The 13,362-nt window shown below is 69.8% G+C and carries 14 protein-coding genes; 8 read left to right on the top strand and 6 right to left on the bottom strand.

Annotated elements, in window-relative coordinates:
- Positions 1–39: 39 nt before the first annotated feature.
- The 4 genes from fabF to fabD all read right to left on the bottom strand — a co-directional run bounded on the left by fabF (position 40) and on the right by fabD (position 3,416).
- Positions 40–1,302, bottom strand: a complete 1,263-nt coding sequence (gene fabF, locus PKD06_RS03010; protein ID WP_324377513.1) for a beta-ketoacyl-ACP synthase II — start codon at positions 1,300–1,302, stop codon at positions 40–42.
- A 45-nt stretch (positions 1,303–1,347) separates the two neighbouring features.
- Positions 1,348–1,587: an acyl carrier protein gene (locus tag PKD06_RS03005; RefSeq protein ID WP_324377512.1), complete on the bottom strand. Its 240-nt coding sequence runs from the start codon at positions 1,585–1,587 to the stop codon at positions 1,348–1,350.
- A 148-nt stretch (positions 1,588–1,735) separates the two neighbouring features.
- Positions 1,736–2,473, bottom strand: coding sequence for a 3-oxoacyl-[acyl-carrier-protein] reductase (gene fabG / locus PKD06_RS03000; protein ID WP_324377511.1), 738 nt, complete (start codon positions 2,471–2,473; stop codon positions 1,736–1,738).
- A gap of 1 nt (position 2,474) precedes the next feature.
- On the bottom strand, positions 2,475–3,416 hold the full coding sequence (fabD, locus tag PKD06_RS02995; RefSeq protein WP_324377510.1) for an ACP S-malonyltransferase: 942 nt from the start codon (positions 3,414–3,416) through the stop codon (positions 2,475–2,477).
- A gap of 230 nt (positions 3,417–3,646) precedes the next feature.
- Here fabD and PKD06_RS02990 point away from each other — a divergent pair, with 230 nt between their 5' ends.
- From PKD06_RS02990 to PKD06_RS02965, 6 genes are all read left to right on the top strand, one after another.
- Positions 3,647–4,060 carry a hypothetical protein gene (locus PKD06_RS02990; protein ID WP_324377509.1) on the top strand — a complete coding sequence of 138 codons (414 nt, stop codon included), beginning with the start codon at positions 3,647–3,649 and terminating at the stop codon, positions 4,058–4,060.
- A gap of 117 nt (positions 4,061–4,177) precedes the next feature.
- Positions 4,178–4,579 carry a DNA-directed RNA polymerase subunit omega gene (gene rpoZ, locus PKD06_RS02985; RefSeq protein ID WP_324377508.1) on the top strand — a complete coding sequence of 134 codons (402 nt, stop codon included), beginning with the start codon at positions 4,178–4,180 and terminating at the stop codon, positions 4,577–4,579.
- A 124-nt stretch (positions 4,580–4,703) separates the two neighbouring features.
- Complete coding sequence (locus PKD06_RS02980; protein ID WP_324377543.1) at positions 4,704–6,851, top strand: bifunctional (p)ppGpp synthetase/guanosine-3',5'-bis(diphosphate) 3'-pyrophosphohydrolase; 2,148 nt, start codon at positions 4,704–4,706, stop codon at positions 6,849–6,851.
- A gap of 31 nt (positions 6,852–6,882) precedes the next feature.
- On the top strand, positions 6,883–7,620 hold the full coding sequence (locus PKD06_RS02975) for a M15 family metallopeptidase (RefSeq protein WP_324377507.1): 738 nt from the start codon (positions 6,883–6,885) through the stop codon (positions 7,618–7,620).
- A gap of 40 nt (positions 7,621–7,660) precedes the next feature.
- The gene (locus PKD06_RS02970; protein ID WP_324377506.1) at positions 7,661–8,194 is read left to right on the top strand and encodes a peroxiredoxin; all 534 of its coding nucleotides are present in this window, start codon (positions 7,661–7,663) and stop codon (positions 8,192–8,194) included.
- 153 nt (positions 8,195–8,347) lie between these two features.
- Positions 8,348–8,650: an alkylphosphonate utilization protein gene (locus PKD06_RS02965; RefSeq protein ID WP_324377505.1), complete on the top strand. Its 303-nt coding sequence runs from the start codon at positions 8,348–8,350 to the stop codon at positions 8,648–8,650.
- Between the two features lie 21 nt (positions 8,651–8,671).
- Here PKD06_RS02965 and smpB read toward each other — a convergent pair whose 3' ends face one another.
- Entirely contained in the window at positions 8,672–9,148 is a 477-nt protein-coding gene (gene smpB / locus PKD06_RS02960; RefSeq protein ID WP_324377504.1) for an SsrA-binding protein SmpB, read from the bottom strand.
- Between the two features lie 39 nt (positions 9,149–9,187).
- Entirely contained in the window at positions 9,188–10,081 is an 894-nt protein-coding gene (gene dapA, locus PKD06_RS02955; protein ID WP_324377503.1) for a 4-hydroxy-tetrahydrodipicolinate synthase, read from the bottom strand.
- A gap of 89 nt (positions 10,082–10,170) precedes the next feature.
- On the opposite strand from dapA, the gene PKD06_RS02950 reads away from it, so the two are divergent.
- The gene (locus PKD06_RS02950) at positions 10,171–12,357 is read left to right on the top strand and encodes a transglycosylase SLT domain-containing protein (RefSeq protein WP_324377502.1); all 2,187 of its coding nucleotides are present in this window, start codon (positions 10,171–10,173) and stop codon (positions 12,355–12,357) included.
- Positions 12,358–12,434: 77 nt separating this feature from the next.
- Positions 12,435–13,352, top strand: a complete 918-nt coding sequence (locus PKD06_RS02945; RefSeq protein WP_324377501.1) for an alpha/beta hydrolase — start codon at positions 12,435–12,437, stop codon at positions 13,350–13,352.
- Positions 13,353–13,362: the final 10 nt, after the last annotated feature.

Below are 13,362 nucleotides of genomic sequence, written 5' to 3'. Positions count from 1 at the left end.
CGCATTATGGCGAAAAGGCGTGAGCCCCGCAAAGCGGCCTCATGCCACCCGGCGGAATACGAGGGAGGCGTTGGTCCCGCCGAAGCCGAAGGAATTCGACAGCGCGACGTCCACCGTCTTCGCCTGGGCCCGGTGCGGGACGAGGTCGATGGCGGTCTCGACCGAGGGATTGTCGAGATTGAGGGTCGGCGGCACCATCCCGTCCCGGATGGCGAGGACCGAGAAGATCGCCTCGACCGCGCCGGCCGCGCCGAGGAGATGCCCGACCGCCGACTTGGTGGAGGACATCGTGAGCTTGCCCGCGGCATTGCCGACGAGGCGCTCGACCGCCTTCAGCTCGATCTCGTCGCCGAGCGGCGTCGAGGTGCCGTGCGCGTTGATGTAGTCGATCTCGGCGGGCGAGATACCGGCCCGCTTCACCGCGGCCGTCATGCAGCGGAAGGCGCCGTCGCCGTCTTCGGAGGGCGAGGTAATGTGATAGGCGTCGCCCGAGAGGCCGTAGCCGACGATCTCGGCATAGATCTTCGCCCCGCGCGCCTTGGCGTGCTCGTATTCCTCGAGCACGACGATGCCGGCGCCCTCGCCCATCACGAAACCGTCGCGGTCGCGGTCATAGGGGCGCGAGGCGCGGGTCGGCTCGTCGTTGAAGCCGGTGGAGAGCGCCCGGCAGGCGGCGAAGCCCGCGAGCGCCAGCCGGTTGATGGGCGATTCGGCGCCCCCGGCCACCATCACGTCCGCATCGCCGAACTGGATCAGCCGCGAGGCGTCGCCGATGGCGTGCGCCCCGGTCGAGCAGGCGGTGACGACCGAGTGATTCGGCCCCTTCAGCCCGTGCGCGATCGAGACCTGGCCGGAGGCGAGGTTGATGATTCGGCCCGGGATGAAGAAGGGGGAGATGCGCCGCGGCCCCTTCTCGAACATGATGACCGAGGCATTGTAGATGCCCTCGATGCCGCCGATGCCCGAGCCGATGATGACGCCGCTCGCGCATTGGTCCTCGTAGGATTTCGGATGCCAGCCGGCATCGTCGAGGGCCTGCTTCGCGGCGGTGAGCGCATAGACGATGAAGGGATCGACCTTGCGCTGGTCCTTCGGGTCGACCCACTGGTCGGGAGCGTAGGTCCCGTTGCTCCCGTCCCCGAGCGGGATGGGGCAGGCGATCTTGCAGGCGAGATCCGACACCTCGAAGGCATCGACCTTCTTCGCCGCGCTCTCCCCTGCGAGAAGCCGCTTCCAGGCCGCCTCCACGCCGCAGCCGAGCGGGCCCACCATTCCGAGCCCAGTGACGACGACCCTGCGCATCAGCCTTCCCGCTCCCGCCCGCCGGGGCTCAAAGCCCACCTGCCCTCAGGCCGCGGTGTTCTTCTCCAGGAACTTGATCGCGTCGCCCACCGTCACGATGGTCTCGGCGGCGTCGTCCGGGATCTCGACGTTGAACTCCTCCTCGAACGCCATGACGAGCTCGACGGTGTCCAGGCTGTCGGCGCCGAGATCGTCGATGAAGTTGGCGCTGTCGGTGACCTTGTCGGCCTCGACGCCGAGATGCTCGACCACGATCTTCTTCACGCGCTCAGCAATATCGCTCATCACTCGTCCTCGTCACAATCCAGGAAATCGGGATCCGGCAAATCTCGGCACGGTGGGAGCCGAGTGATCGGCGACGCAACGCCCCGCCAGAGTAGGGCCGTGCAAAGCCTTATTTTCGCCGTCCGGTCAAGCCCCGGCGCGGCGCGCCTCACAGCATAGCCATGCCGCCGTTCACATGAATGGTCTGCCCGGTCACGTAGGCGGCCTCGTCCGAGGCGAGATAGACCACGGCCGCGGCGACATCCGCGCCCTCGCCGAGCCGCCCCATCGGGACGCGGCCGAGAATCGCTCCGCGCTGGGCCTCGTTGAGGGCGTCGGTCATGGGCGAGGCGATGAAGCCCGGCGCGACGAGATTGGCCGTGATGCCCCGCGTCGCGACCTCTGCGGCGAGCGCCTTGGTCAGGCCCGCGAGGCCCGCCTTCGAGGCCACGTAATTGACCTGGCCGGGATTGCCCGTCGCGCCCACCACCGAGCCGATCGAGACGATGCGGCCGTGCCGCCGCTTCATCATCCCCTTCAGCGCGGCGCGGGAGAGGCGGAAGGCGGCCGTCAGGTTGACGGAGAGCACCTCCTCCCAATCGGCATCCTTCATGCGCATGAGGAGTCCGTCGCGCGTGACGCCGGCATTGTTGACCAGGATGTCGAGCCGGCCGAAAGCCGCCTCGGCGGCCGGGACCAGCCTCTCCACGGCCTCGCGGTCGGCGAGGTTGCAGGGAAGGACGTGGACGCGCTCGCCCAGCTCGCCGGCAAGCGAGGCCAGCGCTTCCGGCCGCGTGCCGGAAATCGCGACCGTTGCGCCCTGGCCGTGCAGGGCGCGGGCGATGGCGCCGCCGATTCCTCCCGTGGCGCCTGTGACGAGGGCCGTGCGGCCGGCAAGGTCGAACATGTCAGGCTCCCAGGAAAGGACGGATGCCGTCGAGATCGGCCGGCTGGCCGAAGGCGCCCGCCCGGCTCCCCGCCGCGATGCGCTTGACGAGCCCGGTCAGGACCTTGCCAGCCCCAACCTCGACGAAGGTATCGACCCCGCGCCCGGCCATGGCCTCGACGGATTCGCGCCAGCGCACCGTGCCGACGACCTGCCGCACGAGCGCGTCGCGGATCGCATTCGGATCGCTCAAGGGCGCCGCCTCGACATTCGCGACCACGGGCACGGCCGGCGCCTCGATCCGGGTCGCGGCCAGCGCCTCCTTCATGACCTCGGCGGCAGGCGCCATCAACGCGCAATGGAAGGGAGCGGACACCGTCAGCATCATGCCGCGCCCGCCCTTCCCCTGGGCGAGGGCGACCGCGCGCTCGACGGCCGCCTTGTGGCCGGACACGACGATCTGCCCCGCGCCGTTGTCGTTGGCGACGTCGCAGACCTCGCCCTCCGCCGCCTGCCGCGCGATCTCGTGGACGGCCTCGCTGTCGAGCTTCAGCAGCGCCGCCATGGCGCCCGTTCCGACGGGCACCGCCTTCTGCATCGATTCGCCCCTCAGGCGCAGGAGGCGCGCCGTGTCCGCGATCGAGAAGGCGCCCGCCGCCGCCAGCGCCGAATATTCGCCGAGCGAATGACCCGCCACGAGCGCGACGTCGCGCTTCAGGTCGAGCCCGGCCTCGGCCTCGAGCACGCGCAGGGCCGCGAGGCTCGCCGCCATCAGGGCGGGCTGGGCGTTGGCCGTGAGGTTGAGGGTTTCCGCCGGCCCCTCCCACATGACCGCCGACAGCTTCTCGCCGAGGGCATCGTCGACCTCCTCGAAGACCGCGCGGGCCGCGGGGAAGGTGTCCGCGAGGCCCTTGCCCATGCCGAGTGTCTGGCTTCCCTGGCCCGGGAAGATCAAGGCGCGCATTCCGTCCCCGTCAGGCATCTCTTCTTCGGTCGCGGCTGGTCGCATCCGACCGGGGCGCCCGTCAAGCCCGCCCCTGCGACATCGACGCCCGGAACCGCCTCGCTCAGCCCCCGTTCATGCAGCCATCCATTCTATCCATGCCGGGGTGGCATTGGACCGCCGGAACCCGCTCATGCCTCATGCGGTTGAGACGGGAGAGGCGGCGAGCCAGGATCAAGGGGAGTATCACGATGTCCTTGAAAGCACTGGGTTTGGCGGCCCTCGCAGCCGCCACGATCACGGCCTCGACGGTGGCGACGACCGGCAGCGCCGATGCCCGCTGGCGCGGCGGCGGCTGGGGCGGAGGCTGGCACGGAGGCGGCTGGGGCGGCGGTCCCCGCTGGGGGGGCGCCCGTTGGGGCGGAGGCTGGGGCGCGCCCCGCTGGGGCTGGGGCGGAGGCTGGGGCCGCCGCCGCGGCTGGGGCTGGGGCGGCTTCGCGGCAGGCGCCGCGGTCGGCGCGCTGGCAGCAGGCGCCTATTCCCAGCCGGCCTGGGGGGGATACGGATATGCGCCGGTCTATTATTACAGCAGATGCGGCTGGCGCATGCAGCAAGTCTGGGGACCCTGGGGCTGGCAATGGGCCCGCGTCCGGGTCTGCTACTGACCTCACCGCCAGCGGAGCGGCCCTGGCCGCCCCGCCCGTCGATTCTTGCCGTCTTGCGGCCGATGCCGTAAGACGTTCCGCAATCCTGCCAGTATCCCCAGCCGAAGGAGCCGCCGCATGGCGCGCGTCACCGTCGAGGATTGCATCGACAAGGTCGACAATCGCTTCGAACTCGTTCTTCTCGCGAGCCACCGCGCCCGCCTGATCTCCTCCGGCGCGCCGCTCACCGTCGACCGCGACCGCGACAAGAATCCCGTCGTCGCGCTCCGGGAGATCGCCGACGAGACCATCGCGCCGGGCGACCTCAAGGAGCAGCTCATCCACTCGCTCCAGAAATATGTCGAGGTCGACGAGCCGGAGGCCGAGACCGTGCCGCTCCTGGGCTCGACGGTCGCGGCCATCCCGGCCTCGGATTCGGACGACACCGACATCCAGTTCGACAAGATGAGCGAGGAAGACCTCCTGCGCGGCCTCGACGGCCTCGTCCCGCCGGCCGAGACCGACGACGAGGAAGGCTGAGTCCCCCGCCGGAAGGCGGAAACTCCTCATGAAGGCCCCGGTTTCGGGGCCTTTCTTGTTGTGACGAGCCCGGCACTTTCGCTACCACTGGAACGATTCCATGTCCGAGGTGCGACAGTCCCGCATGATGCGCCAATACGAGCTCGTCGAGCGGGTGAAGCGATACGACCCGGGGGCCGACGAGGAGCTTCTCAACCGGGCCTATGTTTATGCGATGATGGCCCACGGCACGCAGAAGCGCGCCTCCGGCGAAGCCTTCGTCGCCCATCCGCTCGAAGTCGCCGCCATCCTCACCGACCTGCGGCTCGACACCGCCACCATCGTCGCCGCCGTCCTGCACGACACGGTCGAGGATACCGAGGCGACGCTGGAGGAGATCAACCGCATCTTCGGGCCGGAGATCGGCTCGCTCGTCGACGGCCTCACCAAGATCAAGCGCCTCGACCTCGTCTCGAAACAGGCCGCCCAGGGCGAGAACTTCCGCAAGCTCCTCCTCGCCATCGCCGCCGACCTGCGGGTGCTCCTCGTCAAGCTCGCCGACCGGCTGCACAACATGCGCACGCTCGGCTTCATGCCGCCCGAGAAGCGCGCGCGCATCGCGCAGGAAACGCTCGACATCTACGCCCCGCTCGCCGGCCGCATGGGCATCCAGGAGATGCGCGACGAGCTGGAGGACCTGGCTTTCCGCAACATCAATGCGGAGGCCTACGGCACCATCGCCAAGCGCCTCTCCGATCTCAGTGCCAAGAACGGCAGCCTGGTGGAAGAGGTCGAAAGCGGGCTGCGCGAGCGCCTCTCGGGCAGCGGCGTCGAGGCGCAGGTGCTCGGCCGGCTGAAGCGGCCCTATTCGATCTGGCGCAAGATGGAGCGCAAGTCCGTCGCCTTCGAGCAGCTTTCGGACATCTACGGCTTCCGGCTGCTGGTGGAGAAGACGGGCGATTGCTACCGCGCGCTCGGCATCGTCCACACCTCCTGGCCCGCCGTGCCCGGCCGCTTCAAGGACTACATCTCGAACCCGAAGCAGAACGACTACCAGTCGCTGCACACGACCGTGATCGGCCCGAGCTCCCAGCGGGTCGAGCTGCAGATCCGCACGCGCGAGATGGACGAGCTGGCCGAATACGGCATCGCCGCCCATTCGCTCTACAAGGACGGAACGGGCCGGGCCGCCTCCGAGAGCCGGGCCTATCAGTGGCTCCGCCGCACGGTCGACCTCCTCGCCGAGGGCGACAGCCCGGAGGAGTTCCTGGAGCATACCAAGCTCGAGCTTTTCCACGACCAGGTCTTCTGCTTCACGCCGCAGGGGCGCCTCATCGCGCTGCCGCGCGGGGGCAATGCGATCGACTTCGCTTATGCCGTCCACACCAATGTCGGCAACACGGCGGTGGGGGCCAAGATCAACGGGCGCATGTCCCCGCTCTTCACCGAGCTTCAGAACGGCGACGAGGTCGAGATCGTGCGCGCGGACGGCCAGACGCCCCCGCCGGCCTGGGAGAGCCTCGTCGTCACCGGCAAGGCGCGGGCCGCGATCCGGCGCGCCGCCAAGGCCGCGACGCGCCGCCAATATGCGGGGCTCGGCCGCCAGATCCTGGAGCGCGCCTTCCAGCGCGCCGGCAAGCCCTTCGCCGACGAGAAATTGCGCGGCGCCCTCCCCCGCCTCGCCCGCGCCAGCGTGGACGACGTGCTGGCGGCGGTCGGGCGCGGCGAGATGTTCTCGGGCGACGTCGTGCGCGGCGTCTATCCCGACTATGTCGAGCGCCGGGAGGGCGGCGATCCGCGCCCGCCCTCGATCCGGCTGAACGGCGAGGCGGCGCCGGCCGACGCGCTGCCGATCCGCGGGCTCGAGCGCGACCTCGCGGTGCGCTTCGCGCCCGAGGGAGGCGCGGTGCCGGGCGACCGCATCGTCGGCATCCTGACGCCGGGCAGCGGCGTCACGATCTATCCGATCCAGAGCAGGGCCCTCGCCGCCTTCGACAACGATCCCGCCCGCTGGATCGACGTGCGCTGGGACATCGAGCCGGGCTCCAAGCGCCGCTTCCCGGCGCGGCTCCTGCTCCACGCCGTCAACGAGCCGGGGAGCCTCGCGCAGATCGCCCAGGTCATCGCCGACCACGACGGCAATATCGAGAACGTCTCGATGGCGCGCCGCACCGAGGACTTCACCCAGACGACCGTCGATCTCTCGGTCTTCGACCTGAAGCATCTCACGGCCATCATGTCGGAATTGCGCGCCAAGCCCGCCGTCAACAAGGTCGAGCGGGTGACGGGATGAGCGGCTCCGGGACCATCGCCGGCTCGCGGCCATGAGGGGACCGGCGCTCGCCTTCGCACTGGCTCTCGCCGTGGGCCCCGGACCCGCCGCCGCGCAGGAGCCCTCCCCTCTCGCTCCCCTGCTCCGCGCCTATCCCGACCAGTTGCAGGCCATCGAGGGCGACACGCTCGTCTGGCGCGACGGCACGCGCATGACGATCGGCCAGCCGAAGCCGAGCGACGAGGAGGCCCTGGAGGCGCCCGGCCTCGCCGACATCTTCCGCCGCCCCTACCGCACCGGACCGCAGGAGGGCGCGCCGACCACGGATCCGGGCCGCTTCCGCCCGGCCGCCTTCTTCGCCAAGATCTATGGCGATTGCATGAGGGGCGAGGTCGAGCGCCGGCTCGTGCCCGTGCGCTGGCTGCCGCGCCACGGCGGAGGGACTTTGCGCGCGACGAAGGAGAATGGCGTCGCCGCGAGGCTCCAGGCGGTCTCGGACGAGCTCGACAAGCTGCCGGACCGTTTCCTCACCTATCTCAAGCCGAGCGCCGGCACCTATAATTGCCGCAAGATCGCCGGGACCGACCTTCAGAGCGCCCATGGCTACGGCATCGCCATCGACATCTCGACGAAGCATTCCGATTACTGGCGCTGGTCGAGATCAGGCTATCGGAACCGCATCCCGCAGGAGATCGTCGACGTCTTCGAGCGCCACGGCTTCATCTGGGGCGGGAAATGGAAGCATTTCGACACGATGCATTTCGAATACCGCCCCGAGATGCTCCCGTGAAGCGATTGGATCGACGCCCCGCAAGACAAGGAAGCCTTGCATGATCCCCGACACCGTTCCCGACATCGTCTTCCATACCCGCGTCCGCAACGACGCCTTGGGCGGACCGAACCCCTTCGAATGGAAGGATGTGACGACCGACGATCTCTTCGCGGGAAAGAACATCGTCCTCCTCGCGCTGCCCGGCGCCTTCACTCCCGCCTGCTCCGACAGCCATTTGCCCGCCTACGAGGAACATTACGAGGATTTTCGCGCCCTCGGCATCGACGCCATCTATTGCCTCTCGGTCAACGACGCCTTCGTGATGTTCCAATGGGCCAAGAGCCGGGACATCCGGAAGATCTTCATGCTGCCGGACGGCAACGGCGAGTTCACGCGCCTGATGGGCATGCTGGTCCAGCGCTCGCGAACCGGCATGGGCCTGCGGAGCTGGCGCTATTCGATGCATGTGCGGGACAAGCAGATCCTGCGGGTCTTCTCGGAGCCGGGCTTTCGTGACGAGCCGCCGAGCGTCGGGGTGACGGTGTCGGATGCCGCGACGATGCTGGAGTATCTGTCGAGCCGCCGGGACTGAGAGCGGGAATCCTCTCTCCATCGGAAGTTTGGCGCGGGTGGACAGACAGGAGACGGCGCTCCGCGCGTGATCCCAGCCTCCCCAGCCGTCTTTCCCGTTGCCCGCCTCGTCCGGCGGCATGTAAGCGGTTGTCCGAAGAGCGGAGCGGCACGAATGGCGGACGGGACCGAGGATTACGTCTATGACGAAGCGAGCGGCGAATGGCGGCCCGCTTCGGAGATGGCGGCCGAGGCGGCGGCCAAGGCTGCGGTCCGCGACGCCGCCGGAAACATCCTCGCCGACGGCGATTCGGTCACGCTCATCAAGGACCTGAAGGTCAAGGGCGCCAACCAGACCCTCAAACAGGGCACCGTCATCAGGTCGATCCGCCTGACCGACAACCCCGAAGAGATCGATTGCCGCCACGACACGATCAAGGGCCTCGTCCTGCGCACGGAATTCGTGCGCAAGCGCTGAGAGCCCCCGGCCCAGGAAACCTCAGCCCTTGGCCCGCATCAGGCGGGCCTTCTCGCGGTTCCAGTCCTTCTTCTTCTCGGCCTCGCGCTTGTCGTGGAGCTGCTTGCCGCGGCCGAGGCCCAGCTCGATCTTCGCCCGTCCCCGCTCGTTGAAATAGAGCTTCAGCGGGATCAGCGTGAAGCCCTCGCGCTGGGTCGCGCCGATGAACTTCGCGATCTGGCGCTTGTGCAGGAGCAGCCGCCGGGGGCGGCGCGGCTCGTGGTTGAAGCGGTTCGCCTGGAGATATTCGGGAATGTTGGCGTTGAAGAGGAACAGCTCGTTCCCGGACGGGCCGGCATAGGATTCGGCGATCGTCGCCTTGTTGGCGCGCAGCGACTTCACCTCGGTGCCGGTCAGCGCGATGCCGGCCTCGACGGTGTCGACGATCTCGTAGTTGTACCGCGCCTTGCGGTTATCCGCGACGACCTTGTGGCCGCCCGCGTTCTTCTCTTTGGCCATCTTGGACCCAGGCTCGAAAATCAGGGACGACCCGGCCCGCTAGCCGTTCAGCAGCCCCGCATGGACCATGGCCGAGCGGATGGCCTGCCGGGTCGGCTCGGTCACGGACATCAGGGGCAGCCGGATTTCCTCGTTGCCGCGCCCGAGGAGCGCGAGGCCGCATTTCGCCCCAGCGAGGCCCGGCTCCAGGAAGACCGCATCGTGCAGCGGCACGAGCCGATCTTGAACCGCGAGGGCACCCGCGAAATCCCCCGCAAGGGACTTCGCCTGAAGCTCGGCGCAGGGGCCGGGCGCGACATTCGCCACGACCGAGATGCAGCCGTGGCCGCCGGCGGCGTTATAGGCGAGCGCGGTCATATCCTCGCCCGAAAGCTGGATGAAATCTGGACCCAGCGCATGACGCTGCTGGGAGACGCGGGCGAGATTGGCGGTCGCGTCCTTCACGCCGGCGATGTTCGCCAGTTCGTAGAGCCGGCTCATGGTGGCGATCGACATGTCGATCACCGAGCGCGGGGGAATGTTGTAGATGATGATCGGGATGCCGATGGCGTCGTTGACCGCCTTGAAATGCCGGAAGAGCCCCTCTTGAGTGGGCTTGTTGTAATAGGGCGTGACCACGAGCACGGCATCGGCGCCGGCCTTCTCGGCATGGCGCGCGAGCGCGACCGCCTCGGAGGTCGCGTTGGAGCCCGCGCCCGCGATCACCGGCACCCGGCCCCTCGCCTCGTCGATGCAGATCTCGACCACCCGCCCGTGCTCGGCATGGCTGAGCGTCGGGCTCTCGCCCGTGGTGCCGACCGGGACGAGGCCGTTCGTGCCGCTCTCGATCTGCCAGTCGACCAGTTTCCGCAGGCCGCCCTCGTCCACCTTGCCGTCCTTGAAGGGCGTGACGAGCGCCGTAAGCGAACCCCGAAAGCGGCTGGTCGCCGACATGATCCTCTCCTCCCGGCAGCCGCGATGACGCGCCGCCGTCCGAGCCGGACACATAGAACGCCCGGCCCATCGAGGCAAACCGGCCGGTGATGCGAATCAACCCTTCCCTCCTTCGCGGCGCCGCCCTCTCGGCCGCCCTCCTCGCCTCCGCGGCCCAGGCAGTGCCTGCCCGCAAGGCCGCCCCCCTTCCTCCGCCGCGCCCGAGCGAGATCAGCGAGGCCAGGGCCGACCCGGACAAGGAACGGCCGGAAGGCGCCCCCGCCGAGGCCGCCGCGCAGGAGGGGGAGGCGACGAAGCCGGCGCCCGCCCCGGTCCGCGCCGAGCGGCCGGACGTTCCGCTCCTGCGCGATGCCGTCGCCGCCTATCGAAAGGGAGACTTCGCGGGAGGCGACGCCATCCGCAAGCGCGTGACGGAGCCGGGAGCCGCCGCCTTCCTCGACTGGGCCGCCCTGCGGCTCGGCGGAGCCGCCATCGGCTTCGACCGCATCGCGGCCTTCGCCCAGGCTTACCCGGATTACCCGAACCCGGCCTGGATCCGGCGCCGGAGCGAGGACGCGCTCCTCGCCGAGCGCAAGCCCGCGCCTTTCGTGCGCGCCTTCTTCGCCCGCGAGAGGCCGCAGACGCCCTCGGGCAAGCTCGCGCTGGCGCTGGCCTTCCGCGCGGACGGGCTGACCGAGGATGCGGACGAGCTGGTCCGCGACGCCTGGCGCAACGACCCGCTGAGCCCCACGCTGGAGGCGCGCTTCCTCGACCTCTTCAAGGATTCGCTGACGACGGCCGACCACCGCTTCCGCATGGAACGCTTCCTCGCGCGGGAGAGCTGGGAGACCGCGCGCCGCGCCGCCTCCTATGCCGGCGAGGGCTACGATGCGCTCGTCAAGGCGCGGATCGCGGTGGATAGTCGCGCCCGCACGGCCGAGAAGCTCGTCGAGGCGGTCCCCGCGGCCCTGAAGAGCGACACCTCCTGGCTCTTCTCGCGCGTCCAGCATCTGCGCCGGAGCGAGAAGCCGGCCGATGCGGCCAAGCTCATGGCGGAGCTGACGCGCGACCCCGCGCAGCTCGTCGACGGCGACCTCTGGTGGATCGAGCGCCGTCTCGTGGCCCGCAAGCTCCTCGACGAGGGCGATGCGCGGGCGGCCTATGCCGTGGCCATCGGCCATGGCGCGACCTCGCCCGAGAAGCGCATCGAGGCGGAGTTCCTGTGCGGCTGGATCGCCTTGCGGCGGCTGGGCGACCCGGCCACCGCGCGCCGCCATTTCGACCGCGCCGCGGCGATCGCCGGACAGCCGATCTCCCAGGCCCGCGCCGCCTATTGGCAGGGCCGGGCGGCCGAGGCGGCCGGCCGGCGGGAGGAAGCCCGCAGCTTCTACGAGGCGGCCGCCCGCCACGGCATCACCTATTACGGCCAGCTCGCGGCGGCGCGGCTCGGGGCCGGCGACCTCGTCTTCCGTCCCGCCGCGCCCGCCCCGGCTCCGAAGCCGATGGTGGATGCGGTCGCCTTCGCCTACGAGGCGGGATTGCGGGAACTCGGCCTGCCGCTCGCGGTCGAGTTCGCGCGCGGCTCGACCGACACCGCCGATCTCGAAGGCGTGGCCGCGATCCTGGTCGCGAATGCCGATGCCAAGGCGGTGCTGGTGCTCGGCAAGCTCGCGACGCAGCGCGGCCAGCCTCTCGACGAGGCCGCCTTCCCGACCATCGGCATCCCGCCCTACGAGCCGGTCGGCAAGAATCCCGTCGAGCCGGCGGTGGTGCTCGCCATCGCGCGCCAGGAGAGCATGTTCGACCCGGCCGCCGGATCGCCGGTCGGCGCCCGCGGGCTGATGCAGCTCATGCCCGGAACGGCCTCCGCCACCGCCCGGAAGGCGGGGCTCACCTACGAGCCGGGCCGCCTCCTCGAGCCGGTCTACAACGCCCAGCTCGGCGCCGCCCATCTCGGCGACCTGATGGAGGATTACCGGGGCGCCTTCATCCTCGTCTTCGCCGCCTACAATGCCGGGCCCGGCAACGTGAAGAAATGGATCGCCGCCCATGGCGACCCGCGCCTCCCCGGCGTCGATCCCATCGACTGGGTGGAGCTGATCCCCTTCTCGGAAACGCGCAACTACGTGCAGCGCGTCATGGAGAACCTTCAGGTCTATCGCCGCCGCCTCAACGGAGCAGGCACGCTCGCCATCGAGAGCGACCTGAAGGCCGGCGCTCCCCCCCGGGCCGCCGCCGCGCAGGAGGCGGCGCCCGCAGGCGCCGCGCGTCCGGCCAGCCTCGCCGCGGCCCCTTGAGGGATATTGCGCCGCATCCGGGGCCCCGCTAGCTAACGCCCTCCCGTCCTTTGCCTGGACGGCGGACGGAGACGGATGTGAGCGGCACGGAATATCGGAGCGTCTTCGCGCGCTCGCAGGACGGGTTGCAGCTTCATGCCCGCATCTACGAGCGCGAGGGAGCGCCGGCCGAGGCGCGCCTGCCGGTCGTCTGCCTTCCGGGCCTGACCCGCAATTCCTCGGAATTCCAGCGACTCGCGCTCGCCCTCCTGGAGCGGAATGCCGCCGACAGGATCGTCGCCATCGACTATCGCGGCCGCGGCCTGTCGGACCGCGATCCCGACCCGACGCATTACACGCCCCAGGTCGAATCCATGGACCTCCTGGTCCTGCTGGCGCAGCTCGGCATCGGGGCCGCGGTCTTCATCGGGGTCTCGCGCGGGGGCCTCATCACGATGGGCCTCGGCGCCGCCAGCCCGGACCTCGTCCGCGGCATGGTGCTGAACGATATCGGCCCGGTGGTGGAGCGCGAGGGGCTGCTGCGCATCAAGAGCTATGTCGGGCATTTTCCCCCGCCCGCCGACCTCGCCGCCGCGGCGGCCACGATGAGGCGCGTCTTCGGCAGGGATTTCCCGAAGCTCGGGGAGGAGGAATGGCGGGACTGGGCGAGGACCGTCTGGATGGAAGAGGGGGGCGCCCTGCGTCTGAGCTATGACCCTGCCCTGTCCCAGACGCTCGACGCGGTGAACGAGACCAATCCCATTCCCGATCTCTGGGGGCTCTGGGACCAGCTCGCGGCGATCCCGGCCGTTGTGATCCGGGGCGCGAATTCGGACCTGCTCTCGGCCGCGACGGTCGAGGAGATGGGACGCCGCCATCCGGGCCTCGTCGCGATCGAGGTGCCGGACGAGGGCCATACCCCTCTCATGCACCGCCCTGTCCTCGTGGATCGCCTCGCGGCCTTCATCCGGGAGGTGAATGCCCGGCCCGCCCCCGCCCCGAAGCCGCCGGAATAATCCTCCGGCC

The organism is Enterovirga sp. (assembly GCF_035325185.1).
GTDB lineage: Bacteria > Pseudomonadota > Alphaproteobacteria > Rhizobiales > Beijerinckiaceae > Enterovirga.
This window is presented reverse-complemented; position numbering and strand designations above follow the sequence as displayed.